The sequence below is a fragment of the Streptomyces sp. SID13666 genome (genome assembly GCF_010548325.1).
Taxonomy (GTDB): Bacteria; Actinomycetota; Actinomycetes; order Streptomycetales; family Streptomycetaceae; genus Actinacidiphila; species Actinacidiphila fildesensis.
The window spans coordinates 19,325-45,227 of record NZ_JAAGLX010000054.1 but is presented as its reverse complement, the minus strand read 5'-3'; the positions used below and the strand labels follow the sequence as shown (position 1 = coordinate 45,227).

Annotated in this window: 20 protein-coding genes; 7 read left to right on the top strand and 13 right to left on the bottom strand. The window is 71.1% G+C overall.

Annotation, left to right across the window (positions count from 1 at the left end):
• Window positions 1-11 precede the first annotated feature (11 nt).
• Window positions 12-1,478, top strand: a complete 1,467-nt coding sequence (locus tag G3I60_RS38450) for an alpha/beta hydrolase (RefSeq protein WP_343242001.1) — start codon at window positions 12-14, stop codon at window positions 1,476-1,478.
• A gap of 8 nt (window positions 1,479-1,486) precedes the next feature.
• Here G3I60_RS38450 and hemQ read toward each other — a convergent pair whose 3' ends face one another.
• Both hemQ and hemG read right to left on the bottom strand, forming a co-directional pair.
• Window positions 1,487-2,221, bottom strand: a complete 735-nt coding sequence (gene hemQ, locus G3I60_RS38445) for a hydrogen peroxide-dependent heme synthase (RefSeq protein WP_164297929.1) — start codon at window positions 2,219-2,221, stop codon at window positions 1,487-1,489.
• 4 nt (window positions 2,222-2,225) lie between these two features.
• Window positions 2,226-3,668 (bottom strand): protoporphyrinogen oxidase, encoded by a 1,443-nt coding sequence (hemG, locus tag G3I60_RS38440; protein ID WP_164608337.1) that lies wholly within the window; start codon window positions 3,666-3,668, stop codon window positions 2,226-2,228.
• Window positions 3,669-3,818: 150 nt separating this feature from the next.
• On the opposite strand from hemG, the gene G3I60_RS38435 reads away from it, so the two are divergent.
• Window positions 3,819-4,787, top strand: coding sequence for a DUF4349 domain-containing protein (locus G3I60_RS38435; RefSeq protein ID WP_164297933.1), 969 nt, complete (start codon window positions 3,819-3,821; stop codon window positions 4,785-4,787).
• Between the two features lie 9 nt (window positions 4,788-4,796).
• Here the strand turns inward: G3I60_RS38435 and hemE are convergent, their stop codons facing one another.
• Window positions 4,797-5,849: a uroporphyrinogen decarboxylase gene (gene hemE / locus G3I60_RS38430; protein WP_138354348.1), complete on the bottom strand. Its 1,053-nt coding sequence runs from the start codon at window positions 5,847-5,849 to the stop codon at window positions 4,797-4,799.
• Between the two features lie 81 nt (window positions 5,850-5,930).
• Between hemE and G3I60_RS38425 the strand changes: the two genes are divergently transcribed.
• The 5 genes from G3I60_RS38425 to G3I60_RS38405 all read left to right on the top strand — a co-directional run bounded on the left by G3I60_RS38425 (window position 5,931) and on the right by G3I60_RS38405 (window position 12,310).
• Window positions 5,931-6,557, top strand: a complete 627-nt coding sequence (locus G3I60_RS38425; protein WP_164297935.1) for a DUF3000 domain-containing protein — start codon at window positions 5,931-5,933, stop codon at window positions 6,555-6,557.
• A 219-nt stretch (window positions 6,558-6,776) separates the two neighbouring features.
• Window positions 6,777-7,442 carry a response regulator transcription factor gene (locus tag G3I60_RS38420; RefSeq protein ID WP_138354287.1) on the top strand — a complete coding sequence of 222 codons (666 nt, stop codon included), beginning with the start codon at window positions 6,777-6,779 and terminating at the stop codon, window positions 7,440-7,442.
• 86 nt (window positions 7,443-7,528) lie between these two features.
• Window positions 7,529-8,791, top strand: a complete 1,263-nt coding sequence (locus G3I60_RS38415; RefSeq protein WP_164297937.1) for a ribonuclease D — start codon at window positions 7,529-7,531, stop codon at window positions 8,789-8,791.
• 175 nt (window positions 8,792-8,966) lie between these two features.
• Window positions 8,967-10,187, top strand: coding sequence for an acetyl-CoA C-acyltransferase (locus G3I60_RS38410; RefSeq protein ID WP_138354285.1), 1,221 nt, complete (start codon window positions 8,967-8,969; stop codon window positions 10,185-10,187).
• Window positions 10,184-12,310, top strand: coding sequence for a 3-hydroxyacyl-CoA dehydrogenase NAD-binding domain-containing protein (locus G3I60_RS38405; RefSeq protein ID WP_138354284.1), 2,127 nt, complete (start codon window positions 10,184-10,186; stop codon window positions 12,308-12,310). Before G3I60_RS38410 ends, G3I60_RS38405 begins: the two co-directional genes overlap by 4 nt.
• Window positions 12,311-12,370: 60 nt before the next feature.
• On the opposite strand, the gene G3I60_RS38400 is transcribed toward G3I60_RS38405, so the two are convergent.
• The 10 genes from G3I60_RS38400 to G3I60_RS38355 form a co-directional block, all read right to left on the bottom strand.
• On the bottom strand, window positions 12,371-13,369 hold the full coding sequence (locus G3I60_RS38400) for an SPFH domain-containing protein (RefSeq protein WP_164297938.1): 999 nt from the start codon (window positions 13,367-13,369) through the stop codon (window positions 12,371-12,373).
• Entirely contained in the window at window positions 13,366-14,664 is a 1,299-nt protein-coding gene (locus tag G3I60_RS38395; protein WP_164297940.1) for a peptidoglycan-binding protein, read from the bottom strand. Before G3I60_RS38395 ends, G3I60_RS38400 begins: the two co-directional genes overlap by 4 nt.
• A 150-nt stretch (window positions 14,665-14,814) precedes the next feature.
• Window positions 14,815-15,621: a thioredoxin domain-containing protein gene (locus G3I60_RS38390; RefSeq protein WP_164297942.1), complete on the bottom strand. Its 807-nt coding sequence runs from the start codon at window positions 15,619-15,621 to the stop codon at window positions 14,815-14,817.
• A gap of 103 nt (window positions 15,622-15,724) precedes the next feature.
• Window positions 15,725-17,125 carry a glycosyltransferase family 39 protein gene (locus tag G3I60_RS38385; protein ID WP_343241820.1) on the bottom strand — a complete coding sequence of 467 codons (1,401 nt, stop codon included), beginning with the start codon at window positions 17,123-17,125 and terminating at the stop codon, window positions 15,725-15,727.
• Between the two features lie 156 nt (window positions 17,126-17,281).
• Window positions 17,282-18,724, bottom strand: coding sequence for an amino acid permease (locus G3I60_RS38380; RefSeq protein WP_203674904.1), 1,443 nt, complete (start codon window positions 18,722-18,724; stop codon window positions 17,282-17,284).
• Between the two features lie 252 nt (window positions 18,725-18,976).
• Window positions 18,977-20,905: a 1-deoxy-D-xylulose-5-phosphate synthase gene (gene dxs / locus G3I60_RS38375; protein ID WP_138354279.1), complete on the bottom strand. Its 1,929-nt coding sequence runs from the start codon at window positions 20,903-20,905 to the stop codon at window positions 18,977-18,979.
• Window positions 20,906-21,122: 217 nt separating this feature from the next.
• Complete coding sequence (locus G3I60_RS38370; protein ID WP_138354278.1) at window positions 21,123-22,415, bottom strand: sugar ABC transporter permease; 1,293 nt, start codon at window positions 22,413-22,415, stop codon at window positions 21,123-21,125.
• On the bottom strand, window positions 22,412-23,200 hold the full coding sequence (locus G3I60_RS38365; protein ID WP_164297946.1) for an ATP-binding cassette domain-containing protein: 789 nt from the start codon (window positions 23,198-23,200) through the stop codon (window positions 22,412-22,414). The genes G3I60_RS38370 and G3I60_RS38365 overlap by 4 nt, the downstream gene beginning before the upstream one ends.
• 213 nt (window positions 23,201-23,413) lie before the next feature.
• Complete coding sequence (locus G3I60_RS38360) at window positions 23,414-24,484, bottom strand: sugar ABC transporter substrate-binding protein (protein ID WP_164297976.1); 1,071 nt, start codon at window positions 24,482-24,484, stop codon at window positions 23,414-23,416.
• 150 nt (window positions 24,485-24,634) lie between these two features.
• Window positions 24,635-25,849 (bottom strand): ROK family transcriptional regulator, encoded by a 1,215-nt coding sequence (locus tag G3I60_RS38355; protein ID WP_343241819.1) that lies wholly within the window; start codon window positions 25,847-25,849, stop codon window positions 24,635-24,637.
• Between the last annotated feature and the right edge of the window lie 54 nt (window positions 25,850-25,903).

The following is a 25,903-nucleotide window of genomic DNA, read 5'->3' as shown; positions in this document are numbered from 1 at the left end:
ACGGCGACCGGGTGGCCGCGGCGCGCGGCGCGGCCGTCGCCGCCGAGCGCGCCGCTCTGGCCGGGGTGACGTTCGGCAGGTGCGCCGGCGCGACCCGGCTGCCCGCCTCGGTCCGGTGCGGCACCGTGTCCGTACCGCTGGACTACGCCCGGCCGGACGGCGAGCGGATCAACCTGGTCATCAGCCGGGTCGCCGCCACCGGGCCGGCCGGCGAGCGGCAGGGTGCCCTGGTCTACAACCCCGGCGGACCCGGCGGCTCGGGGCTGTACTTCCCGCTGTTCAGCGTCCTGAAGGTCAAGGAGTACGCCAAGGCCGCCCGCGCCTACGACTTCGTGGGCTTCGACCCGCGCGGGGTCGGCCAGTCCGCGCCCATCTCCTGCGAGGCCCCGGCGGACTACGTCAAGGCCCCCACCCGCGACCCACGGCCGACGAGCGAGCGCGACAAGCAGGCCCGGATCGCGGACGCGAAGGCGTACGCCGAAGGCTGCGAGCGGCGCTCCGGGCATCTGCTGCCGTACCTCACCTCGCTCAACAGCGCCCGCGACCTCGATGTCATCCGCGCCGCGCTCGGCGAACGCAAGCTCAACTTCTACGGCGCGTCCTACGGCACGTACCTCGGCGCGGTGTACGCGACGCTCTTCCCCCGGCATGTGCGCCGCATGGTCTTCGACAGCGTCGTCGATCCCGACCCGCGCCAGATCTGGTACCAGGCCAACCTGGAGCAGGACGCCGCCTTCGAGATCCGCTGGGCCGACTGGCGCGACTGGGTCGCCAAGTACGACTCCGCGTACCACCTGGGCACCGACCGGGCGCAGGTGCAGGAGGCCTACGACGCGGTACGCGCCGAGCTGGCCGAGCGGCCGGCGGGCGGCGTGGTCGGCCCCGGCCAGCTGCAGGCCGCCTACCTCGGCGCCGGGTACTACGACGACACCTGGCCGGAGCTGGCCGCAGCCCTGTCCGCGTATGTCCACGGCGACCCGAAGCCGCTGATCACCGAGGCCTCCCCCAACCCCGCCAGGGCCGTCGAGAACGAGAACGGCAACGCGGTCTACACGGCCGTCGAGTGCGCCGACTCGCCCTGGCCGCGCGACTGGTTCACCTGGGACCGCGACAACACCGCGCTGGCCCGCACCGCCCCCTTCGAGACCTGGGACAACGCCTGGATGAACCTGCCGTGCGCCTTCTGGAAGGGACCGCACCGGCAGCCCCTGGAGGTGCGCACGTTCGGCCATGAACTGCCGCCGGTGCTCCTCGTCTCCGCCGAGCGCGACGCCGCGACCCCGCACGCGGGCGCCGTGGAACTCCAGCGCCGGCTGCCCCGTTCCGTGCTCCTCACCGAGCGCCGCTCCGGCTCGCACGGCGTGGCGTACGGCTCCAACACCTGCGTCAACAACCGCGTCGACGCGTATCTCCTGCGCGGTGAAACGGGAACGGACCGCACGCCGACGTGCGGTCCGCATCCCGAGCCCAAGCCGTAGCGCCGGCCTTACGCCAGGCCGGCCACCAGCTCGCCGATCTCCTTGCGCCGCCCGGTGTAGAACGGCACCTCCTCGCGTACGTGCATCCGTGCCTCGGATGCGCGGAGGTGCCGCATCAGGTCGACGATGCGGTGCAGTTCGTCCGCCTCGAAGGCGAGGATCCACTCGTAGTCGCCGAGTGTGAAGGCCGGGACGGTGTTGGCCCGCACGTCCGGGAAGCCGCGCGCCATCTTGCCGTGGTCGGCGAGCATCCGGCGGCGGTCCTCGTCGGGCAGCAGGTACCAGTCGTAGGAGCGCACGAACGGGTAGACGCTGACGTACCTGCGCACGGTCTCGTCGGCGATGAACGCCGGGACGTGCGACTTATTGAACTCCGCGGGGCGGTGCAGCGCCATGTTCGACCAGACCGGGACCATCGCGCGGCCGAGCCGGGTGCGGCGGAAGAGGTTGTAGGCCTCCTGCAGCGCCTCCGCGGTCTCCGCGTGCCACCAGATCATGAGGTCGGCGTCCGCCCGGAGCCCCGACACGTCGTAGGTGCCGCGTACCGTGACGTCCTTCGCGGCGAGCTGCGCGAACAGCTCCTCCACCTCGTCGGCGTATCCGGAGCGGTCCTCGGGCAGCACGTCGCGCAGCCGGAAGACGGACCAGAGGGTGTAGCGGATGATCTCGTTGAGATCCTTCGCCTTCTTGCCGGCGTTCGGAGTCCTGTCCGGGGCGTCGGGAGCAGCAGTCGAGTCAGTCATGCCGTCATTCTCCCGTGTCCCGCGCGCCGCCTGTCGCCAGGGTCGTGGCCAGGGAGGTCAGTACCTCGTCGGCCGCCTTGCGGGCGCTGGCGACACAGGCCGGAATCCCGACCCCGTCGTACACCGCGCCGCAGACCGCGAGCCCCGGCAGCTTCCCGACCTGCTCGCGGATCCTGGCGACGCGCTCGACATGACCGACCGGGTACTGCGGCAGTCCGCCGTCCCAGCGGGTGACACGGGCCGCGACGGGCGCCGCGGACAGCCCGATGGCCTCGCCCAGGTCGCGCCGCGACAGGCGGACGAGATCGGTGTCGTCCCAGGCCAGGTCCGCCTCGTCGCCGTGCCGGCCGACGGAGGTGCGCAGCAGGAAGGTGTCGGGTCCGGCCTCGTTGATCCATCCCCACTTGTGGGAGGAGAAGGTGGACGCCTTGATCGTCTTTCCGTCGACCGGCGGCACCAGGAAGCCGGTGCCCTTCGGCATCCGCAGCACGTCGCGCCGCCGGAACGCCATGGTGACCAGCGCCATGCTGGCGTACTCCACCGCCGACAGCTCCGCGGCGGCGACGGGTGACTCGGCCGCCAGCAGCCGGGCGGCGGCCGGGGCGGGCGCGGCGATCAGGACGGCGTCCGCGACGAGCACCCGGTCGCCGACGGTGACCTGCCAGCCGCCCGCGGTGCGCCGCAGCTCCCTGGCCGGCGCGCCGGTCTCGATGGTGACGCCGGCGGCCCGGCACGCCTCGGCGACGGCGACCGGCAGCTGACCGACGCCCCCGCGGATGCCCATGAAGACCGGTCCGTCCGGGGCGGCCTTGGCGGCGCGCCGCTGGACACCGCGCACGGCCTCGATGAGGGAGCGTCCCGACCGGGCCGCCTCGAAGAGCTGCGGCATGGCCGCGCGCAGCGAGATCTCGTAGGCGTTGCCCGCGTACACGCCGCCGAGCAGCGGCTCCACCAGCCGGTCGACGACCTCGTGGCCGAGCCGCGCGGCGACGTACTCACCCACGGCGACGTCCTCGCCGATCTTCGTCCGGGGCAGTACGTGGTCCAGCGGCAGCCTGGCCAGGCCCGCGGGTGACAGCAGGCCGGAGGCCGCGAGAGGGCCCAGATCGCCGGGGACTCCCATGACGTGCCCCTGGGGCAGCGCCCGCAGCCGGCCCCGGGTCCACACGGCGGCACCCGACATCGCGGGCGGCTCCAGCCGGTCGCCGAGCCCCACCTCGCGGGCCAGCGCGACCGCTTCCGGCCGGCGCGCGAGCATCGACTCGGCGCCCAGGTCCACGGGCACGCCGGCGATCTCGTCCGCGTACAGCTTTCCGCCGAGCCGGGCCGATCCCTCCAGCACCGTCACCCGCGCGCCGCCTCCGGCCAGGAAGTGGGCGGCGGCGAGTCCGGAGACGCCGCCGCCGACGACGATCACATGCCCTGTTCCGCGGTGTGTGTCGGTCATGCCTCCACTGTCCCAGATTCCCGAACGAGCTCTAAACGTGACCGCTTCGGAACCGGGGATCGGAAACCCCGGCCGCCCTCTCCACGTCGTATCGCCAACACCGGTTCCATCACCGGTTTCCTGCCGGTGAACGATCTCTGGGGGAGTTCGATGCGCCAGCCGACCACCATCCGCCGCAGACCTTTCGCGGCCCTCGCCGCCGCCGTGCTGACAGCCACGCTCACCGTCTCGGGGTGCGGAGCCGCAGGCTCGTCGGCGAAGGACGACAGCGCGGACAAGGCCGCCGCGGCCCCGCACCAGGCGGACGCGAAGGGTGCGGTGGACGCGCCGTCCGCGGCGCCGGGCACCGCGAAGGGCGCCACCACCAAGACCCCCGTGCCGTCCCAGAACTACGTGGTCCGCACCGCGACGCTCAGCGTCGAGGCGAAGGACAGCGTCGCCGCCGCACTCGCGTCGGCACGGACCACGGTCACCGGCGCGGGCGGCTACGTGGGCGACGAGAACACCAGCCGCGACAGCCAGGGCCTGGAGCACTCCACCATCACCCTGCGGGTGCCGCCGGACTCCTACGACAAGGTGCTGAACGATCTCGCCGGCCTCGGCAGGCTGATCGAACGCAAGGTCAGCACCGAGGACGTCACCAGCCAGGTGGTGGATGTGGAGAGCCGCATCCGCTCGCAGCAGGCGAGCCTCGCGCGGGTGCGGGAGCTGATGAGCCGGACCACGCAGCTCAGCGACGTGGTCACTCTTGAGGGTGAACTCAGCACCAGGGAAGCCAATTTGGAAGCGTTGCAGGCCCAGCAGGCGTCGTTGAAGGAGCGGACGAACCTGGCGACCGTCACGCTGGTGCTGTCCGAGCCGGAACACCCCGCCTCCGCGCCGCCGCCGAAGAAGGACGACGGTTTCTGGGAGTCGGTCGGGAACGCGCTGGGCACCGGCTGGCACGCCTTCTACGTGACGCTGCGCGGGATCCTGATCGTGCTCTCGGTGGCGCTGCCGTTCGCCGCTCTGGGCCTCGCCGGCTGGTTCGTCTTCGTCGTCGTCCGCCGCAGGCTCGCCCCGCCGGCCGTGGTGCCGGACGGGGAGAACGTGACGGCGGAGGCCGTGACCGGGGAGTAGAGAGCCCCGTCAGACCTCGGTGGTGCGGTGCACGAAGTCCACGAGGCGGGTGAGCGCGTCGGGGTCGGTGCTGGGCAGGACGCCATGGCCGAGGTTGAAGATGTGGCCGGGCAGATCGGTCGCCGAGTAGAGCACCTCGCGGGTCTTCGTCTCGACGGCGGACGTCGGGGCGAAGAGCACCGCCGGGTCGAGGTTCCCCTGGAGCGCCTTGTGGGGGCCGACCCGGCGGGCCGCCTCGTTGAGGGGAACGCGCCAGTCGACCCCGACGACGTCCGCGCCGGCCTCGCCCATCAGCCCGAGCAGTTCGCCGGTGCCGACACCGAAGTGGATCCGCGGTACGCCGTAGCCGGCGACGGCCTCGAAGACCTTCACCGAGGACGGCATCACATAGCGCCGGTAGTCCTCGGGCGAGAGCGCGCCGACCCAGGAGTCGAAGAGCTGGACGGCGCTGGCGCCGGCCTCGATCTGCACCTTGAGGAAGGCGGCGGTGATGTCGGCGAGCCGGTCCAGCAGATCGGCCCACAGTTCGGGGTCGCCGTACATGAGCGCCTTGGTGCGCTCGTGGTTGCGGGACGGGCCGCCCTCGACGAGGTAGCTGGCGAGGGTGAAGGGCGCGCCCGCGAAGCCGATGAGCGGGGTCTCGCCCAGCTCTCCGGTGAGCATCCCGATGGCCTCGGTCACGTACTTCACGTCGTCCGGCTCGAGCGCGCGCAGCCGGCCGAGGTCGGCGCGGGTACGGATCGGCTGCTCGACGACCGGACCGACGCCGGGCTTGATGTCGAGATCGAGGCCGATGGCCTTGAGGGGGACGACGATGTCACTGAAGTAGATGGCCGCGTCGACCTTGTGGCGGCGCACCGGCTGGAGCGTGATCTCGGTGACCATGTCGGGCCGCATGCAGGACTCCAGCATGGCGGTGCCCTCACGGAGCTTGAGGTACTCGGGCAGCGATCGGCCGGCCTGCCGCATGAACCACACCGGGGTGTGCGGCACGGACTGACGCCGACAGGCGCGGATGAACGGGGAAGCAGCGGTCTGCTGGTGCGCACTCACGCGTTGAATCTTCGCACGCGCCGGGATGCGACCCACGCGCCCGGGTGTTGCTCCACCCGTGGAGGCCGCGGGCGGCCTAGTCTTCCGGGCATGGCAGCGGTTCACGGGCACCTTGCGGACGGGGACGGCGCACCACTCCCCTTCCAGCGCGCGGTAGACGCGTTGAGTTCCGCGCGGGTACGGCCCGAAGTGGAGATCGATACGACAGCTCCGCCCAAGCGTCTCGCGTCGTACGCGTACGCGCTGGAGGCGGCGGTCGTGGTGGACGGCGAGGAGCTGGCCGACGGCCGGCTCATCCTGCTCCACGAACCGGACGGCCATGAGGCCTGGAACGGTACGTTCCGGCTGGTCACGCTGGTGCGCGCCGATCTGGAGCCGGAGATGGCGGTGGACCCGCTGCTGCCCGAGGTGAGCTGGTCCTGGCTGACCGGCGCCCTGGAGGCGCGCGGCGCGGAGTACACCGAACCGAGCGGCACGGTCTCGCGCAGTTCCTCGCACTACTTCGGCGGGATCGCGGAGCGGCCCGACGCGACGGCGATCGAGATCCGGGCGTCCTGGACACCGACCGAGGGCCCGGACGGGATCCCCGCCGTCGTGGACCACCTGGCGGCCTGGTGCGATCTGCTCTGCGCGTGCGCGGGGCTGCCGCCCACCGAGGGCCATGAGTCGCAGGACCTGCCCGGCGGCGTCGTGCCGATGCCCAAGCGGCGCGGCTGACTGCCCGTCCGGTATCCACGTACTTCCGCCCTTTTTCCCGGTATTCCGGCGCGGTTCCGCCGCGCACCCACCCGCCGCTCAACATGATCTTGTTCGAGTGAGCGTCCGATTTGTCGGAATTGTTACTCAACAAATCGTGATCATTCCCTAAAGGCCGGGGCAATTGCTGCCGAAGGAGACTGTGACCCTCTCAGTCCCCCCTTTGCCACAGGAGGCCCGGTGTCAGTTCTTCTCGAGCAGCCCACGAGCCTGGTCGCCTACCGTCCGAACAAGCCGACGGCCATGGTCGTCGTCGCCGACCCCCGCGTCCGATCCACCGTCACCCGGCACCTGTGGGCGCTCGGTGTGCGCGATGTGATCGAAGCCTCGTCGATCGCCGAGGCCCGGCCCCGGGTCAGCAGCCCCCGCGACATCTGCGTAGCCGATGTCCACCTCCCCGACGGTTCCGGCCTGACCCTTCTCGCCGAGACCCGCGCGGCCGGCTGGCCGAACGGCCTCGCGCTCTCCGCCGCCGATGACATCGGCGCCGTCCGCAACGCACTCGCGGGCGGCGTCAAGGGATACGTCGTCACCGGTACCCGCAACAACCTCGGCGGCATGCCGGGCCGTCCCGGCGCCGCGCCGGTCGGTTCGGCGGGTGCCCGTATGCAGCGCCGCCCGCCCGGCACGCCCGGCCACCCCGGTGGCTACCGCGAGCTCTCCGGCCGTGAGGTCGAGGTGCTGCGACTGGTCGCCGAAGGCCAGTCGAACAAGGCGATCGGCGTCTCGATGGGCCTGTCCGCGCTCACCGTGAAGAGCCACCTGGCCCGTATCGCCCGCAAGCTCGGCACCGGCGACCGGGCCGGAATGGTCGCTGTCGCCCTGCGTACGGGCATCATCCACTAGCCCTCCCACACCCCCGCATGACCGCTGCGCCCGTCGACGGAACGTTCCGTCGACGGGCGTTCGCGATACACGGATACCCTTAGGGGGTGACCGACGCCCGAGAGACCGCAACAGAGGCTGCCCCGGCGCCGGTCCCGCTGCTGGACCCGCGCGAGGGAATCCCGCCGGTGACCGCCAGCCCGGAGGCCCTCGCAGACATCGTCGCGGCATTCGCCGCGGGCTCCGGTCCGGTCGCCGTGGATGCCGAGCGCGCGTCCGGATACCGCTACGGACAGCGGGCCTATCTGGTCCAGCTGCGCCGTACGGGAGCCGGGACCGCGCTGATCGACCCGGTCGGCTGCCCCGACCTGTCCACCCTGGGCGCTGCCCTCACCGACACCGAATGGGTGCTGCACGCCGCCACCCAGGACCTTCCGTGTCTCGACGAGATCGGTATGCGGCCCAAGAGCCTGTTCGACACCGAGCTGGCCGGCCGGCTCGCGGGCTTCCCCCGGGTCGGACTCGGCGCCATGGTCGAGAACGTCCTGGGGTTCGCCCTGGAGAAGGGCCACTCGGCCGTCGACTGGTCGACCCGCCCGCTCCCCGAGCCCTGGCTGCGGTACGCCGCGCTCGATGTCGAGCTGCTGGTCGACCTGCGGGACGCGCTCGAGGAGGAACTGCGCGAACAGGGCAAGCTGGACTGGGCGCTGCAGGAGTTCTCCGCCATCGCCACCGCTCCGCCGCCCTCGCCCCGGGTCGACCCGTGGCGGCGTACGTCGGGCATGCACAAGGTCCGCCGCCGCCGGCAGATCGGCGTGGTGCGCGAGCTGTGGCAGGCCCGCGACCAGGCCGCCCAGGAGCGGGACATCTCGCCGGGCCGCATCCTCACCGACGCCGCGATCGTCACGGCCGCCCTGGAGGGCCCGCCGAACGTGACGGTGCTCGCGACACTGCCCGGTTTCGGGCACCGGATGGGCCGCCGCCAGCTCGACCAGTGGCAGGCCGCGATCGACCGGGCCCGCGCCCTGCCGGAGCGGGAGCTGCCGCAGCCGGGACCGGCCTACGTCGGTCCCCCGCCGCCGCGCGCCTGGGCGGACAAGGACCCGGTGGCGGCTGCCCGGCTGTCCGCCGCGCGGGCCGCGGTGAGCAAGCTCGCCGAGGAGCTGAACCTGCCGCAGGAGAACCTGATCACCCCGGACACCGTGCGCCGGCTGTGCTGGGACCCGCCGGCCGAGGCCACCACCGAGGAGGTCGCGGCGGTGCTGACCGGCCACGGAGCGCGCGCCTGGCAGGTCGGGCTGACCGCGCCGATCCTCACGGCGGCCCTCGCCGCCCAGCCCCCGGCGGCTCCGGAGGCCCCTGCGCCGTAGGGCCCGTCCGGGTCGGCGCCCCCGCGGAACCCGGCCGGGAACGGCCTTGTCGTATGTGACGTTCGCCGCTCCGGGCGGGGGGACTGTCCCCGTTGGTTACTGGCTAGTAGCATGGGTGTCGTAGCCGCAGCCTCGCGCCCAGTGGCAGCGAATCCGCATCTGGAGGAGAGCCAACGTGCCTCGTACCGCTAGGGACGTCGTCTTTGTCGACGGCGTCCGCACCCCGTTCGGCAAGGCGGGCCCGAAGGGCATTTACCACGAGACCCGTGCCGACGATCTCGTGATCAAGTGCATCCGGGAGCTGCTGCGGCGCAACCCGGAACTGCCCGCCGAGCGGATCGACGAGGTGGCTCTCGCCGCCACCACGCAGATCGGCGACCAGGGTCTGACCCTCGGCCGCACCGCCGGCATCCTGGCCGGCCTGCCGACCACGGTCCCCGGGTACTCGATCGACCGCATGTGTGCCGGCGCGATGACCGCGGTGACCGCGGTCGCCGGCGGCATCGCCTTCGGTGCGTACGACGTCGCCGTGGCCGGCGGTGTCGAGCACATGGGCCGTCACCCGATGGGTGAGGGCGTGGACCCGAACCCGCGCTTCGTCTCGGAGAAGCTGGTCGACGAGTCCGCCCTCTTCATGGGCATGACCGCGGAGAACCTGCACGACCGCTACCCGGCCATCACCAAGCAGCGCGTCGACGAGTACGCCGTGCGCAGCCAGGAGAAGGCCGCCAAGGCGTACGCCAACGGCAAGATCCAGCAGGACCTGGTGCCGGTCTCCGTGCGCAACAGCAACCCCGAGGCCGGCGAGACCGGCTGGGGTCTGGCGACCGCGGACGAGCCGATGCGCCCGGGCACCACCCTGGAGCAGTTGGCCGGCCTCAAGACGCCGTTCCGCGCCCACGGCCGGGTCACCGCGGGTAACGCGGCGGGCCTGAACGACGGCGCGACCGCGTCGCTGCTCGCCGCCGAGGACGTCGCCGTCGAGCTGGGCCTGCCGGTCCGGATGCGTCTGGTCTCGTACTCCTTCGTGGGTGTCGAGCCCGAGGTCATGGGCATCGGCCCGGTCCCGGCGACCGAGAAGGCGCTGGCGCAGGCCGGTCTGACGATCGACGACATCGGCCTCTTCGAGGCCAACGAGGCGTTCGCCGTCCAGGTGCTCGCCTTCCTCGACCACTTCGGCATCGCGGACGACGACCCGCGTGTCAACCAGTACGGCGGCGCGATCGCGTTCGGCCACCCGCTGGCCTCCTCCGGCGTCCGGCTGATGACGCAGCTGGCCCGCCAGTTCGAGGAGCAGCCGCACGTCCGCTACGGCCTGACGACCATGTGCGTCGGGTTCGGCATGGGCGGAACGGTCATCTGGGAGAACCCGCACTTCGACGGAGGCAGCAAGTGACATCCACCGCCGAGCTTTTGAAGGGTGCGGCCGAGCTGTTCCCCGACGAGGTCGTAACGAGCGCGCACGTGCGCCACCTCGACCTCCCGGGCGCCGGACGCTTCGCGCTCATCACGCTGGACAACGGCCTGGACCACACCAAGCCGACCACCTTCGGCCCGCAGTCGCTGGCCAACCTCGACGCCGCGATCGACCAGGTCGAGGCCGAGGCCGCCGAGGGCACCATCACCGGTATCGGTGTCACCGGCAAGCCGTTCATCTTCGCGGTCGGCGCCGACCTCAAGGGCGTCGAGCTGCTGAAGCGGCACGAGGACGCGCTCGCCATCGGCAAGGGCGGCCACGAGGTCTTCAAGCGGCTCTCGCACCTCGCCGTCCCGACCTTCGCCTACTACAACGGCGCGGCGATGGGCGGCGGTGTCGAGGTGGGCCTGCACTGCGCCTACCGCACCGTCTCCGCGGCGCTGCCGGCGTTCTCGCTCCCCGAGGTCTTCCTCGGTCTCGTTCCGGGCTGGGGTGGCTGCACCCTGCTGCCGAACCTGATCGGCGCGGACCGCGCGGTGACCGTCGTCATCGAGAACTCGCTGAACCAGAACCGTCAGCTCAAGGGCCGGCAGGTCTTCGAGCTCGGCATCGCCGACGCGCTCTTCGAGGGTGCGGACTTCCTGGAGCAGTCGCTGGCGTGGACCGCCGCCGTACTGCGCGGCGAGATCGTGGTGGACCGCCCCGAGATCGACCGCGGTACGGCCTGGGACCAGGCCGTCGAGCGCGGCAGGGGCATCGCCGACTCCAAGGTGCACGGCGCCGCCCCGGCCGCGTACCGCGCGCTGGAGATCATCGCCAACGCCAAGGACGGCGACCTGCAGGCGGGCTTCGACGCCGAGGACACCGCTCTCGCGGACCTCATCATGGGCGGCGAGCTGCGCAGCGGCATCTACGCCTTCAACCTGGTGCAGAAGCGCGCCAAGCGCCCGGCCGGTGCGCCGGACAAGAACCTGGCCCGCCCGGTCACCAAGGTCGGCGTCGTCGGCGCGGGCCTGATGGCCTCGCAGCTGGCGCTGCTCTTCGCCCGCCGTCTGGAGGTGCCGGTCGTGCTGACCGACATCGACCAGGAGCGCATCGACAAGGGCGTGGGCTACGTCCACGGCGAGATCGACAAGCTGCTCGGCAAGCGCCGCATCAAGCAGGACCAGGCCAACCGCCTCAAGGCGCTGGTGACCGGTTCGCTCGACAAGGCCGCCGGTTTCGGTGACGCGGACTTCATCATCGAGGCCGTGTTCGAGGAGATGGGCGTCAAGCAGCAGGTCTTCGCGGAGGTCGAGGCGGTCGCCCCGGCGCACGCGATCCTCGCCACCAACACCTCCTCGCTGTCCGTCACCGAGATGGCGTCGAAGCTGAAGAACCCCGAGCGGGTCGTCGGCTTCCACTTCTTCAACCCGGTCGCGATCCTCCCGCTGCTGGAGATCGTGCGCGGCGAGTCGACGGACGACGCTTCGCTGGCCACCGCGTTCGGTGTGGCACGCAAGCTCAAGAAGACCGCGGTGCTCTGCAAGGACGCCCCGGCGTTCGTGGTGAACCGGATCCTGACCCGCTTCATGGGTGAGATCCAGAACATCATCGACGAGGGCACCCCGGTCGAGGTCGCCGAGAAGGGCATCGACCCGCTCGGCCTGCCGATGTCGCCGCTGGTGCTCCTGGAGCTGGTCGGCCCGGCCATCGGGCTGCATGTCTCCGAGACCCTCAACCGGGCGTTCCCCGACCGGTTCACCGTCTCGAAGAACCTGGCCGCGGTGGTCAAGGCCGGCAAGCGCGGCTTCTACGTCTATGACTCCGGCAAGCCGGAGCTGGACCCCGAGGTCGCCGCGCTGCTGGTGCAGGGCGACTCGGTGCTCACCGAGGAGCAGGTCCGCGCCCGGGTGCTGGACGCCGTGGCGCAGGAGATCGGCCTCATGCTCGACGAGGGTGTCGTCGCCGAGGCGCAGGACATCGACCTGTGCCTGATCACCGGTGCCGGCTGGCCCTTCCACCTGGGCGGGATCACCCCGTACCTGGACCGCGAGGGTGTCTCGCAGCGGGTGAACGGCAAGCCGTTCCTCGCCCCGGGCATCGCGAGCGTCCCGGCGTAACACCGTGAGTGACGCCCTCGGCCGGGTCCTGACCGCAGCTGGTCAGGACCCGGCCGGGGGCTACTTCCTCGGCACCTCGGCCGCCGGGCCACGAGCCGTGTAGAACGCCACGGTCAAGTCCCTGACCAGCGACTTCCGCTCGTAGTCGTCGAGCTGGACCAGCCCGCGGTCGGTCAGACCGCGCACCGTCTCGGCGACCGCCGCGAGCACGTCGTCGAGCACCGCCCGGCGGTGCCTGGCGTCGAGCGCGGTGACCTGGGCACGCCGCATCGCGGCGGCCACCTCGGGTGCGTACTCCAGGCGTACGGGCTGCGCCGAGAAGACCTCGACGCCGACCGGGCGCATATCGGCGGCGAGCAGCCGGGTGAGCTGGTCGCCGAGGCGTTCCGAGTCCCGCAGGGTGGGCCCGGAGCCGCGGAAGTCGTCCGCGGGCAGCCGGGAGACGGCGCGGGTGACCGCGCACTCCACCTGTTCGCGCAGGTAGCGCGAGTGGTCGTCGATGGCGAAGGCGGCCCGGGCGGTGTCCCGGACCCGCCAGACGATCAGGACGCTGGCGTGCAGCGGGGTGCCGTCCGCGTCGACCGTCTCGATGGCGCGGCTGCGCCAGTGCCGCAGGCTGACGTCCATCCGGCGGCGGCCGAGCAGCGGACTGATCCACAGCAGTCCGGTCTCCCGGACGCTGCCCTGGTAGGCGCCGTGCCGGGTGAGCACCCAGACCTTGCCGGGACGGCCCCGGGTGAGGCCGCCCGCGGCGAACGCGGTCAGCGCGCCGAGCAGCAGCACCGCCCCCCACAGACCGGTCAGGTCCCGGGGTGCCGGCGCCTCGGGCAGCACGGTGTGGCCGGCGAGCCGCTCGGGCAGCGTGCCCGTCCGCCACAGCAGCCAGCCGCCGGCGGCCGCCGCGGCCAGCGCGGTGAGCGCCGCGGTCCAGCCCGGCAGGCAGCGGCCGGGCCTCTCGACGAGATCGGAAACGGTGACGGTGGCGGCGGTGGGGAGGACGGCGGGGAGGACGGCGGTGGCGGCCAGGGCCGCGTCCGCCGTGGGTGCGTGAGTCGTCACAGGAAGAGTCGTCTCCAGGTCTCCGGTCCGGGATAGCCGTCCGCGTCGCGCCCGGACCAGCCCTGGGCGCGCTGGAACGCCTCGACGGCGCGGCGGTCGGCCTCGCCCCAGGTACGGCTGGGGCCCACGCGGTAGCTCTTGCCGAAGCCCTTGGCGACGAGGCGCCGTCCGAGGGTCAGCACTTGGTCGTTGGACTGTCCTGGGCGGAAGGAAGCGGCGCCCGGGTAACGGGGTGCCGTGGAGCCGCCGACCGGCCGCGTCGTGGGGGTGCCCGCGGCGATGTTCTTACCGGTGCCCTCCACCAGGTATCCCCAGGTGGTGGGTCCCGGCAGGCCGTCGGCGTCGCTGCCGGTCCAGCCCTGGGCGCGCTGGAAGGCGCTGGTGGCGCTGCGGTCGGCGTCGCCCCAGAGCGGGCCGGGTCCGACGATGTAGTAGGGCCTGGCACCGCGGGTCATGAGCATGGTGCCCAGCCGGGTGACATTGGCGTTGTTCGCGCCGGGTCCGAAGGCGGCGGTGCCGGGATAGCCGTTGCTCCCCGTCGTGCCGGTGCTCCCCGGTGTCCCCGGTGCCCCCGGTGCCCCTGTGCCGCCCGATCCCGGACTGCCGGTGCCGGAGTCCAGGTACTTGTACCGGTAGGCGACGTACTTGTCGGAGTTGGTCCAGTAGGCCATCGGCGTCGTCTGGGCGCGGGTGTGCGGCTGGGTCTGCTCGATCGCGGTGTACAGGTGGTGCCCGGCGTCGGCCCAGCCGTCGAAGATGACGGCGTGCGAGCCCTTCTCCGGAGCCGCCTGGTTGTGGAACAGCAGGATGTCACCGGGCAGCAGATCGTCCCGGTCGATCCGTCTCGCGTAGTCCGGCAGGCTGCCGGTCCATGCGTTGGTGCCGAGGCCCCAGGCCATGGAGATGAAGCCCGAGCAGTCCTGGCGGTAACCGTCCGACCAGTACGCGGACATGCTGTAGGGCACCTCGGCGTCCACCCAGCGCTGTGCCCGGTCCAGGATCTGGTCCCGCGTCAGATGCAGCGGGGCAGGAGCCGGGACCGGCGCCCTGAGCAGGGCGTGGCCGAGCATGGAACCGGTGGCGGCGCTCGGTGCGGTGGCCGCGGCGACCGCACCCGCTCCGCCGCTGATGGCCGTGCCCGCGGCGGCCGCCACGACCATCACACGGGTGGCCGTGGTGGTGCTGCAGCCGGTGCCGGTGTCCCGCGTCACCGAGTCGGCGAGGCGCTGTCGCGCGCATTCCTCGCAGACACAGCCGGAGAGCGGTTCTACCTCGTCGAACAACGGTATGGACATGCGCACACTCCTCCGTGATCGGGCGTCACATGCCTTCAATACCCGATTTCGCCAGAAAGTTGACGAAATGTCGGATACGTCTTGGCCAGGTGATGGCGCGCCCGGTCACGGAGGGGTGGAAAAAGGTGCGGAAAGGGTGCTGAAAGGGGCTCAGCTCGCGAGGCTCGGCTGCCCGGACGGAACGGTCTCGTCGGACACCTTCTTGGCCTCCTTCTCCACCATCGAACGCAGCTTGACCGGCGTCAGCGACATCTGGACGTCGGGCACCGTCTCGCCGTTGATCTGGACAACGGGCACCTCACCGTAGGCGCCTGACACGAAGTCGGACTCGGACTTCGCGACCCAGCCTTCGTGGTCGTTGCCCTTCATGCACGGGACGAACTTGCCCTCGTCGATCTTCCCGGCCTTCTCCGACAGCTCCTTCAGCAGCTTCTGGCTGCTCAGCGCGTCGTCCGACGGATCCGGCTGCCGGTTCCAGACCTGCTGCACGAACTGCGTGTACCGCCCCTGGTCCTGGGCGCACGCGGCCGCGTTGGCGGCGGCCCGGGAGCCGTGGCCGCCCAGCTGGGAGTCGGTGTGGGTGACCAGCCGGTACTGGATCTCCACCTGCCCGGTCGCCAGCAGCTTCGTGAAGGTGTCCGCGTACTGCTCGGCGAACGCCTTGGACTGCGGGCTGCGCAGGTCCTCGTAGACGGTCAGCGTCACCGGGACGCTCGGCTTGACCGGCACCGCCAGCTTCGCCTGGCCGTCCGGGCCCGCCGCGTTCGCGGGCGGCTTCACCTTGTCCGCCTTCGCGCCGCGCACATGCGCGCCGATGGCCGCGGACGCCCCGAACACCACCACGAGCACCACAACGCCCGCGGCGTACGGCCGCCAGCGCTGCAGAAGACTCTTACGGGGCGCCGCCCCGGAGTCCGCCGTGTCGTTCCGGTCCTTGAGTCCCTTGGACTCCGTCATGAAATACCGCCACCTCGATCAGCGTGCTCTGCTACGTCGCCTGTATACCACCGGGACGTGTCGGGACCGGTCCGGGGGCCCTGGCGGAGGCCCCGCGGAGGGGTCAGCGGAGGGCCGGGGCCCGGGCGTAGAGGACCGCGCCTCCGACGGTGTCCACCGGGCGGTATCCGGCGTCCAGCATCCGCTGCAGGCTGGGCGTCAGGGCCGGGCCGTACGGCGCTCCGCGCGAGTCGTCGACGATCAGGTCGGCCGGGCGCAGCGCCGCCTCCTCGCCGAAGGTGCGCCAGGCGCCGGGGACCGCGTACTCCTCCCCCACCCGGGCGCCGCCGCGGCCGCCGCTGAAGTTCGTCAGGAAGCCGGCGGTCAGATAGCGGCTCGCGGGGGCGCGGCCGGAGAGCCAGTACTGCTCGGGGTGCATGCCCCACACCAGAACGGTGTCCCCGGGGCCGGTACGGGCCCGTACGGCGGCGGCGACGGCGTCGGCGTGGTCCAGCTCGGTCCGCGGCGCGGTCAGGCCCCAGACGGCGAATGCGGCGCTCGCGAGCACCGTCCAGGCGGTGGCCGCGGGCCACCAGCGCGGCAGCCCGCGCAGCGCGGCCACCCCGATGAGCACCAGCGGCGGGATCAGCTGCAGGAAGTAGTGGCCGTAGAACTGGAAGCCGAAGACCGCTCCGAGCGCCGAGGCGCCCAGCCAGACCCAGAGGTCGGCGGGCAGCCGTTCCACGCCGCTCCGGCGGGCCAGCGTGAGGACCGTGGGGACGACGAAGGCCGCCCCGGCGGCGGCCAGTATCCCGGCGTTCCCCAGGCCCCGCCCCAGTGCCACGCCCCAGGCGCCCGAAGCGGAGGCGTAGGACCCGGAGCCGGTGACCGTCCAGAACAGGAACCGGGACGGGCCGGTGAAGACGGCGACGCCCGCCACCGGCAGGGCGCAGCCGGCGACCAGCCGCAGCACGGCGACCCCGCCGGGCGGCTCCGGCGCGCGCCGGGCGCTCCACAGCATCCACAGCACCGGCAGCAGCGCCGCGCCGCCGGTCTGCTTGGTCAGCGCCGCCCCCGCGACGGCCAGGCCCGCCAGCGCCCAGCGGCGGCGGTCGGCCGCCCAGAAGGCCAGTACGGTCCACGGCAGCATGAACACACCGAACGAGGCGGCCTGGGTGTCCTCGGGGGCCAGGCCGATGGAGAGCAGCAGATACCCGGCGCCCGCGGCGGCGCCCGCCCGGTTCCCCCAGCGGCGGCGGGCGACGGACGCGAGCAGCAGGGCGGTGCCGAGCTGCGCCACGACGGCGGCGGCGCGCAGCGGCCACAGCGAGGCGTCGCCGAAGACCGCGAACAGCCCCTCGTAGAGCCAGGGCAGCAGCGGCGGCTTGCGGTCCACGACGGTGTCGTAGAGCACTCCGCCGTGCGCGAGCATCCGGGCCTGCACGGCGAGGTAGCCCTCGTCGGGGTTCCAGACCGGGCGCAGGAACGACGGAGCGCGGACGAGGGTGGCGAGCACGGTGAGCACCGCCGCCAGCCGCAGCCAGTAGCGGTCCGGCGGCCGCAGCCACCGGGCCCGACGGCGGGCGCCCCCGCCGTCCTCCTCACTCGGGGCGGGGAGTCCGGCGGGGGCGCCGCTCGTGATCTTCGGGGCCGATGGCACGCCTGACAACGTACCGGTCCGTCAGGCGCCCTTGTTGGCGCGGTTCATACGGCTGTGGCTGCGTCCGTACAGGAAGTAGACGACGACACCGATCACCATCCAGATCCCGAACCGCAGCCAGGTCTCGCTCGGCAGATTCAGCATCAGCCACAGCGAGGCGGCCACCGAGGCGATCGGCAGCACGGGCACCCACGGGGTACGGAAGGAACGCGGCAGGTCGGGCCGGGTGCGGCGCAGGATGATGACGCCGACCGCGACGAGGACGAAGGCGAAGAGCGTGCCGATGTTCACCAGCGCCGCCAGCTCCGAGATGCTGGTGAAGCCCGCGATGACGGCGATCAGCACGCCCAGCAGGATCGTCGAGCGGTACGGCGTGCGGAACTGCGGGTGGACCCGGGAGAAGAACCGGGGGATGAGCCCGTCGCGGCTCATCGCGAAGAACACCCGGGTCTGGCCGAGCAGCAGGATCATGCAGACCGTGGTGAGGCCGACCGCGGCCCCGAAACTGATGACGCCCGCGAACCACGGGTGCCCGGTCGCCTTGAAGGCGTCGGCGAGCGGCGCGTCCACCGACAGTTCGGTGTACTTCTGCATACCGGTGACGACGACCGACACGGCGACGTACAGCGCCGTGCAGATGAAGAGCGAGCCGAGGATGCCGCGCGGCATGTCCCGCTGCGGGTTCTTGGTCTCCTCGGCCGCGGTCGCCACGATGTCGAAGCCGATGAAGGCGAAGAAGACGACGGCCGCGGCGGTGAAGATGCCCTGGACGCCGAAGCTCGTCGGCGCGTATCCGAACAGCACCTGGATGAGCGGTGAGTCGAGACCGGATGCCTTGGTGGAACCCGTCGCCGGCGGGATGAAGGGCTTGTAGTTCTCGCTCCTGATGAAGAACGCGCCGGCGATGATGACCAGCAGCACCACGGCCAGCTTGATCGCGACGACGACCGAGGTGACCCGCGCGGAGAGCTTCATGCCGAGGACGAGCACCCCGGTCAGCAGCAGCACCAGCAGGAACGCCAGCAGGTCGAAGCCGAACCCGTCCGTGTCACTGGTGCCGGACAGCGCCTGCGGCAGATGCCAGCCCGCGTTGTCCAGCAGCGACCGCACATAGCCGGACCAGCCGACCGCGACCACCGCCGTACCGAGCGCGAACTCCAGCACCAGGTCCCAGCCGATGATCCACGCCGGGAGCTCGCCGAGGGTGGCGAAGGAGAACGTGTACGCGGACCCGGCGACCGGGACCGTGGAGGCCAGTTCGGCGTAGCAGATGGCCGCGAGCCCGCACACCACACCGGCCGCGACGAAGGCGAGGGCGACAGCGGGCCCGGCGTTGTTCTTCGCCACCGTGCCGGTGAGGACGAAGATGCCGGTGCCGATGATGACACCGACGCCGAAGACCGTGAGGTCCAGGGCCGACAGCGACCTCTTGAGCTGGTGCTCCGGCTCCTCGGTGTCCTGCATGGACTGCTCGACGGACTTGGTCCGGAAGAGCCCGTCCGGATTCCTGCCCGACGTCGGCGGGTTGTCCTGCGTACTCGTACTCACCGGCGCGCCTCCTGTTCGTCCTGCCGACAGGTTGGGGGGCGTCGGCAGTCGCTACTCCACTCCCAAGGTTCGCTTCACCCGAATAGGCGCGCCTATGCCTACGCCAATGGGTGAGGGGGTCCACCCGGATGGGTGGACCCCCTCACTCGACAGCTCCGCGGAACGGGCTCAGTCGCTGACCGCCGCCGGCTCGGCCGATCCGACGCTCTCGCCGTACCGGCCGTCGATCGTCGCGACCAGACCGGTGACCTGGCGTGCGATGTCGGGCGCGGTCAGCCCGATCTCGGCCATGACCTCCTTGCGGGAGGCGTGGTCCAGGAACTCCGCCGGGATGCCGAAGTCGCGCAGCGGTACGTCCACGTCCGCGTCGCGCAGCGCCTGCGAGATCGCCGAGCCGACACCGCCGGCCCGGCAGTTGTCCTCGACGGTGACCACGACGCGGTGGCCGGCCGCGAGCCCGGGCAGCGCCGCGTCCACCGGCTTGACCCAGCGCGGGTCGACGACGGTGGTGGTGATGCCCTGGGCGTCGAGCAGATCGGCGATCTCCAGGCACATCGGGGCGAGGGCGCCGACCGAGACCAGCAGGACGTCGGGGCGCTCGCCCTCGGGCACCTTCCGGAGCACGTCCATGCCGCCGACCCGGCCGACGGCCTTGACCGCCGGGCCGACCGCGCCCTTGGAGTACCGGACGACGGTGGGCGCGTCGTCGACCTCGACGGCCTCGCGCAGCTGGGCGCGGACCTGGTCGGCGTCGCGCGGCGCGGCGATCCGCAGACCGGGTACGACCTGGAGGATCGACATGTCCCACATGCCGTTGTGCGAGGCGCCGTCGGTGCCGGTGACACCGGCCCGGTCCAGCACGAAGGTGACACCGCACTTGTGCAGCGCCACATCCATCAGCACCTGGTCGAAGGCGCGGTTCAGGAACGTCGCGTACACGGCGAAGACCGGGTGCAGGCCGCCGGTGGCCAGGCCCGCGGCCGAGACGGCGGCGTGCTGCTCGGCGATGCCGACGTCGTAGACCCGGTTCGGGAAGACCTTCGCGAACTTGTCCAGGCCGACCGGCTGCAGCATCGCGGCGGTGATCGCGACGATGTCCTCGCGCTCCCTGCCGAGCTTGACCATCTCCTCGCCGAAGACCGAGGTCCAGTCGGCGCCGGAGGCGGCGATCGGCAGGCCGGTGTCCGGGTGGATGGGGCCGATGCCGTGGAAGCGGTCCGCCTCGTCCTGCTCGGCCGGGCGGTAGCCGCGGCCCTTCTCGGTGAGGCAGTGCACGATGACGGGGCCGCCGAAGCGCTTGGCGCGCTGCAGCGCCGACTCCAGCGCGTCCACGTCATGGCCGTCGATCGGGCCGACGTACTTCAGGCCCAGGTCCTCGAACATGCCCTGCGGGGCGATGAAGTCCTTGAGGCCCTTCTTGGCGCCGTGCAGCGTCTCGTAGAGCGGCTGTCCGATGAGCGGGGTGCGCTCCAGCAGGTCCTTGGTGCGGGACAGGAAGCGCTCGTAGCCGTCGGTGGTGCGCAGCGTCGCCAGGTGGTCGGCGAGCCCGCCGATCGTCGGGGCGTAGCTGCGCTCGTTGTCGTTGACGACGATGACGAGCGGCCGGTCCCGGGCGGCGGCGATGTTGTTCAGCGCCTCCCAGGCCATACCGCCGGTCAGCGCGCCGTCACCGATGACGGCCACCACGTGGTCCTGCTTGCCGAGCACCTCGTTGGCCTTGGCGAGGCCGTCGGCCCAGCCGAGGACCGTCGAGGCGTGGCTGTTCTCGATGACGTCGTGCTCGGACTCGGCGCGCGAGGGGTAGCCGGAGAGGCCGCCCTTGCTCTTGAGCCGGGTGAAGTCCTGCCGTCCGGTGAGCAGCTTGTGCACATAGGACTGGTGCCCTGTGTCGAAGAGCACCTTGTCCCGGGGCGAGTCGAAGACCCGGTGCAGGGCGATGGTCAGCTCCACCACACCGAGGTTGGGGCCCAGGTGTCCGCCGGTCTTGGAGACCGCGTCGACGAGGAAGGTACGGATCTCGCCCGCCAGCTCCACCAGCTGCTCCTGGCTGAGCCGGTCGAGGTCGCGCGGTCCCTTGATACGGGTCAGCAGCGCCACCCGTGCCTCCTATGCAGTCGAACTGGTCGATCCGTCGAGTCTAATGTTCCCCGTGCGGCACCGTGGAGCGCCCCGTGCGACGTTTGTCACCCGCGACCCACCCGCAGCGCACCCGCGGACCACCCGGCAACACGAATGCCCGGTGCAGGGATGATCATCCCCGCACCGGGCCGGTGCCGCCACACCACCGACATGCGGAGGTGTGTGCGATGGAGCGTTACGCGCGGCCGGAGGCCTTCTGCGTCTTGCGCGACACCGAGTCGATGACCACGGCGGCGAGCAGAACGGCGCCGGTGATCATGTACTGCAGCGAGGTGTTCATGTTCAGCAGGTCGAGGCCGGTCTGGATGGACTGGATGACGAGCATGCCGAGCAGGGCGGACCAGGTGTTGCCGCGACCGCCGAAGAGGCTGGTGCCACCGATGACCGCGGCCGCGATGGCCAGCATCAGGAGGTTGCCGCTACCGGCGGCGAGCGTCGCGGTGTAGGTCTGCGCGGCGAGGAACAGACCGCCGGCCGCCGCGAAGCCGCCGGAGATGGCGAACACCGAGATACGGATCAGGGCCACGTTGATACCGGCACGGCGGGCGGCCTCGATGCTGCCACCGACGGCGAAGATCTTGCGGCCGTACGAGGTGCGCCGCAGGACGAAGTCGGTGAGCACGAGCGCCACGAGGAAGATCACCAGGGCGTTGGGCACACCCGCCGCCTGGTTCAGCACGTACGCGGCGACGAAGGAGACCACGGCCAGCGCACCGACACGTACGGCGATCTCGCCGGTCGGCCGGTACGGGACCCCGGCCTGGCGGCGGCGGCGCTGCTCGATGAGCGAGCCGGCGAGCAGGGCGACGGTGCCGAGACCCGCCAGCAGGTACGCGCCGGCGATGTCCTGGTTCATGAAGAAGGAGCGCTGCCCGAGCAGGTGCAGCGGGCCCTTGTCCTGGATCGAGAGGCTGCCGGTGTCGCCCAGCAGCCACAGCATCAGGCCGTTCCAGCCGAGGTTGCCGGCGAGGGTGACCACGAAGGCCGGCACACCGATCTTGGCGAAGAAGTAACCGTGCAGCGCGCCGATGGCGATACCGGTCAGGAGGGTCAGGAAGACGGCCAGCCAGGGATTCACACCGTGTGTCGTCGCCAGGATGGCGAAGACGGCGGCCGACAGACCACTGACGGAGGCGACCGACAGGTCGATCTCACCGAGCAGCAGCACGAAGACCAGGCCGATGGCGATCATGCCGGTGGCGGACATGAAGTAGCTGATGTTGAGCATGTTGCCGGCGCTCAGGAACAGGCTGTCCTGGGACTGGAACACAGACCAGATGATGATCAGACCGACGACGACGGGCAGCGAGCCGAGCTCACCACCGCGCACCTTGCGCTTGAACTCGGTCAGATAGCCCTTGAGTCCCTCTTCGCGGACCAGCAGTCGCGGGTCGACGACGGGGATCGCCGCCGCGGTGGGGTCTTCGGCCGGGGGCGTGTCCTTCACCGTCTTGGACAGGTCGCTCACTTTGCCGCCTCCGTGTTGCGCGCCTGACGACGGGTCACGGCGTTCTCCGTGGCTCCGGTGATCGCCGCGATGATCTCTTCGGGACTGGTGTCCTTCACCGGGAAGGCACCGTTGTTCTTGCCGAGCCGCAGGACGGACACCGTGTCCGCCACGGCGCGCACATCGGCCATGTTGTGGCTGATGAGGATGACGGCGAGGCCACGCTCGCGCAGCCGCTCGACCAGGTCGAGGACCTGGGCGGTCTGCTCCACGCCGAGGGCGGCGGTGGGCTCGTCGAGGATGACGACCTTCGGGTCACCGATCAGCGCGCGGGCGATGGCGACGACCTGTCGCTGGCCACCGGACAGACTCGCGATCGGGATGCGGACGCTCGGGATGCGGATCGACAGGGTGTCGAGCAGCTCGCGGGCGCGCTGCTCCATCGTCACCTCGTCGAGCGCGAGCCCGCGGCGCAGTTCGCGGCCGAGGTAGAGATTGCCGACGACATCGAGGTTGTCGCAGAGCGCGAGGTCCTGGTAGACGGTGGCGATGCCGAGGCCCTGGGCGTCGTGCGGCCGGTCGATGCTGACCGGCGTGCCCTCCCACTCGATGACGCCTTCGTCGATCGGGTGCACACCGGCGATCGTCTTGACCAGAGTGGACTTGCCGGCACCGTTGTCACCGACCAGCGCGACGACCTGACCGGTATGGACCTCCAGCTCGACATCGGTGAGGGCTTGCACCGCACCGAATCGCTTGGAGACTCCGCGCAACGCCAACACGGGCGTAGCGGACACGTGAATCATCTCCTTCGCCGCCTGACCGGCGGGGATGCCGCGCCCTGGGAGAGGCGCGGAAGGACGTGCAAGAAGCACAGGATTACAAAGTGAATACGTGGGGGTAAGTCCCGTGACCCGTAAGCGTTTCCGTCCGGCGCCCCACCCCGAAGCGGGGATGATGGTGGGGCGGGGCGCCGGACAGGCTTTTACGGGACCGGGGGCCTTGTGAGCCCCGGGGTTTTACTGAATGCCGGCGGCCTTGCAGGCGGCGGCGTAGTCAGCGGTGCAGATCTGGGCCACGGTGTAGAGCTGGTCCTTGACGACCGTGTCCTTGATGTTGGCCTTGGTCACCGACACCGCGGGGAGCAGCTTCGCGGGCACGGTGGTGCCGGAGCCGCTGGTCGCCGTGATGTCCGCGACGGACTTGATGTCCTCGCCGTTGAGCAGCTTGACCGCGATCTCGGCGGTCGCGTCGGCCTCGGGCTTGAAGGCCTTGTAGACGGTGCTGGTCTGCTGGTCCGCGAGGATCCGCTGGACACCGGCGAGCTCGGCGTCCTGACCGGTCAGCGGGACGTTGATGCCCGCGCCCTTGAGGGCGGTGGCGATACCGCCGGCCATGCCGTCGTTGGCGGAGTAGACACCGGCGATGTTCTTGGCGCCGAGCTGGGTGATGGCCGCCGTGACCTTCTGGTTGGCGACGGTGTCCTTCCACAGACCGCTCTGCTCGTACGCGATCTTGACCTTGCCGTCGAGCGCCTTGTGGGCACCGGCCTTGAACTGCGCGGCGTTCGGGTCGGCGTCGTCACCGTTGATCATGACAACGTTGGCAGTCGGGGTGGCCTTGGCGCCCATGGCGTCGAGGAGGGCCTGGCCCTGCAGCTCGCCGACCTTCTCGTTGTCGTAGGAGACGTAGGCGGAGACGGGGCCCTGGGCGAAGCGGTCGTACGCCACGACCTTGATGCCCTTGTCCACGGCCGCCTGGACCGAGGCCTTGATGCCGACCGCGTCCTGCGGGTCGAGGATCAGGACCTTGACGCCCTTGGTGATCATGCTGCTGACCTGCTGCGCCTGCTTGGCCGGGTCACCGGCGGCGTTCGCGTACTCGATCTTGCAGTCGGAGCAGAGCGACTTGATCTTCGCTTCGATCAGCGGGCGGTCGAACTTCTCGTAGCGCGTCGTCGCGTTCTCCGGAAGGAGCAGGCCGATCGACTTGTCCTTGCTGCTGTCGGACTTGTCGTCTCCGGCCTTGCCGCACGCGGCCACGGACAGGGCCATCGTTACCGCAAGCGAGCCAATTACGGCACGACGCATCATTGCGTTCATTTTGGGTTGCCTCCCTGACGAGGCCGCAACGCTGCGGCCGAGGTTCACGTGAGTCAACTCCGCCGTTGCCATGCCGTCAATAAGTAAACACTTAACGAGATGGCAACGGCGCGTTTCGTTAGCTGTGTGAACCCAGGGTTATGCAGGTCGTTGCGCTGAAAGGGCCAGAACCGCCGCCGGAGCATTTCCATCAAGAAGGGTCGAATCACCCATTTCGCTCAGTACCAGAGCGAGCGCTCCGAGTACTTCCGCGCGTGCGCCGAGCCCGCCGGGGACGATCGACAGCTGCCGGGCCGCGCTCGGAATGGCGTAGCGCGCCACCGACTCGCGGATCGGCGCCAGCACCAGCTCGCCGGCCTCCGCGAGATCGCCCCCGAGGACGACCCTGCTGGGGTTGAGGAGGTTGCAGAGACTGGCCACGCCCATGCCGATGTGCCGCCCCACGTCCGCGATCACCCGGCGGCAGCCCGGATCGCCCTCCCGGGCGTACTGGACCATCCGCGGCACCGTGAGATCGGCGCCGTGGCTGCTGCGCAGCAGCTCCAGGGTGTAGCGCGCGGCGGTGAAGGTCTCCAGGCAGCCGCGGTTGCCGCAGCGGCACACCGGGCCCGACTCGTCCAGCGTGATGTGCCCTATCTCGCCCGCCGTGCCGCCCGGGCCGCGGTAGATGCGGCCGTCTATCACCAGGCCCGCGCCGACGCCGCTGGCGACCTTGATGTAGGCCAGGTCCCGTACCCCGCGGCCGCCGCCCCAGACCAGTTCGCCCAGCGCGCCCAGGTTGGCGTCGTTGTCCACCTTCACGGGCATGCCGAGTCGGTCGGACAGCTCCTGACGTGGGTTGATGCCGCTCCAGCCGGGCAGGATCGCGGTCGATCCGATGGCTCCGGACTCCACGTCTATGGGGCCGGGGACACCGAGGCCGACCCCGAGCACCTTGTCCACGCCTATGCCGGTCGACTCGATCAGCTGGGCGACCAGCTGCTCGGCCCGGTCGAAGCCCTGCGACGCGGAGGCGTCCACGTCGATCGGCTCGGACTGCTCGGCCAGCACCTGGTGCGCCAGGTTCCCCACCGCCACCCGCAGGTGCGAGTGTCCGAAGTCGACGCCCACGACGATGCCGACATCGCCGGACAGCGCAACGCTGCGGGCCCGTCTTCCTCCGGAGGAGGTAGGCGTGACCTGCACCGTTCCGTTGTCCCGCAGCTCCCGGACGATATTGGAGACCGTGGCGGCGGACAGCCCGGTACTCCGGGCGATCTCCGCCTGGGTGAGCGAGCCTGCCAGCCGTACGGCGCGGACCACACGCTCTAGGTTGGCCCGGTGCAGCGATGACTGCGATCCCGGAGTCTCCACGACCATCCACTCCTGCCTCGGCAGGCGGTACAAACCGCCGCCCGAACGGACGAG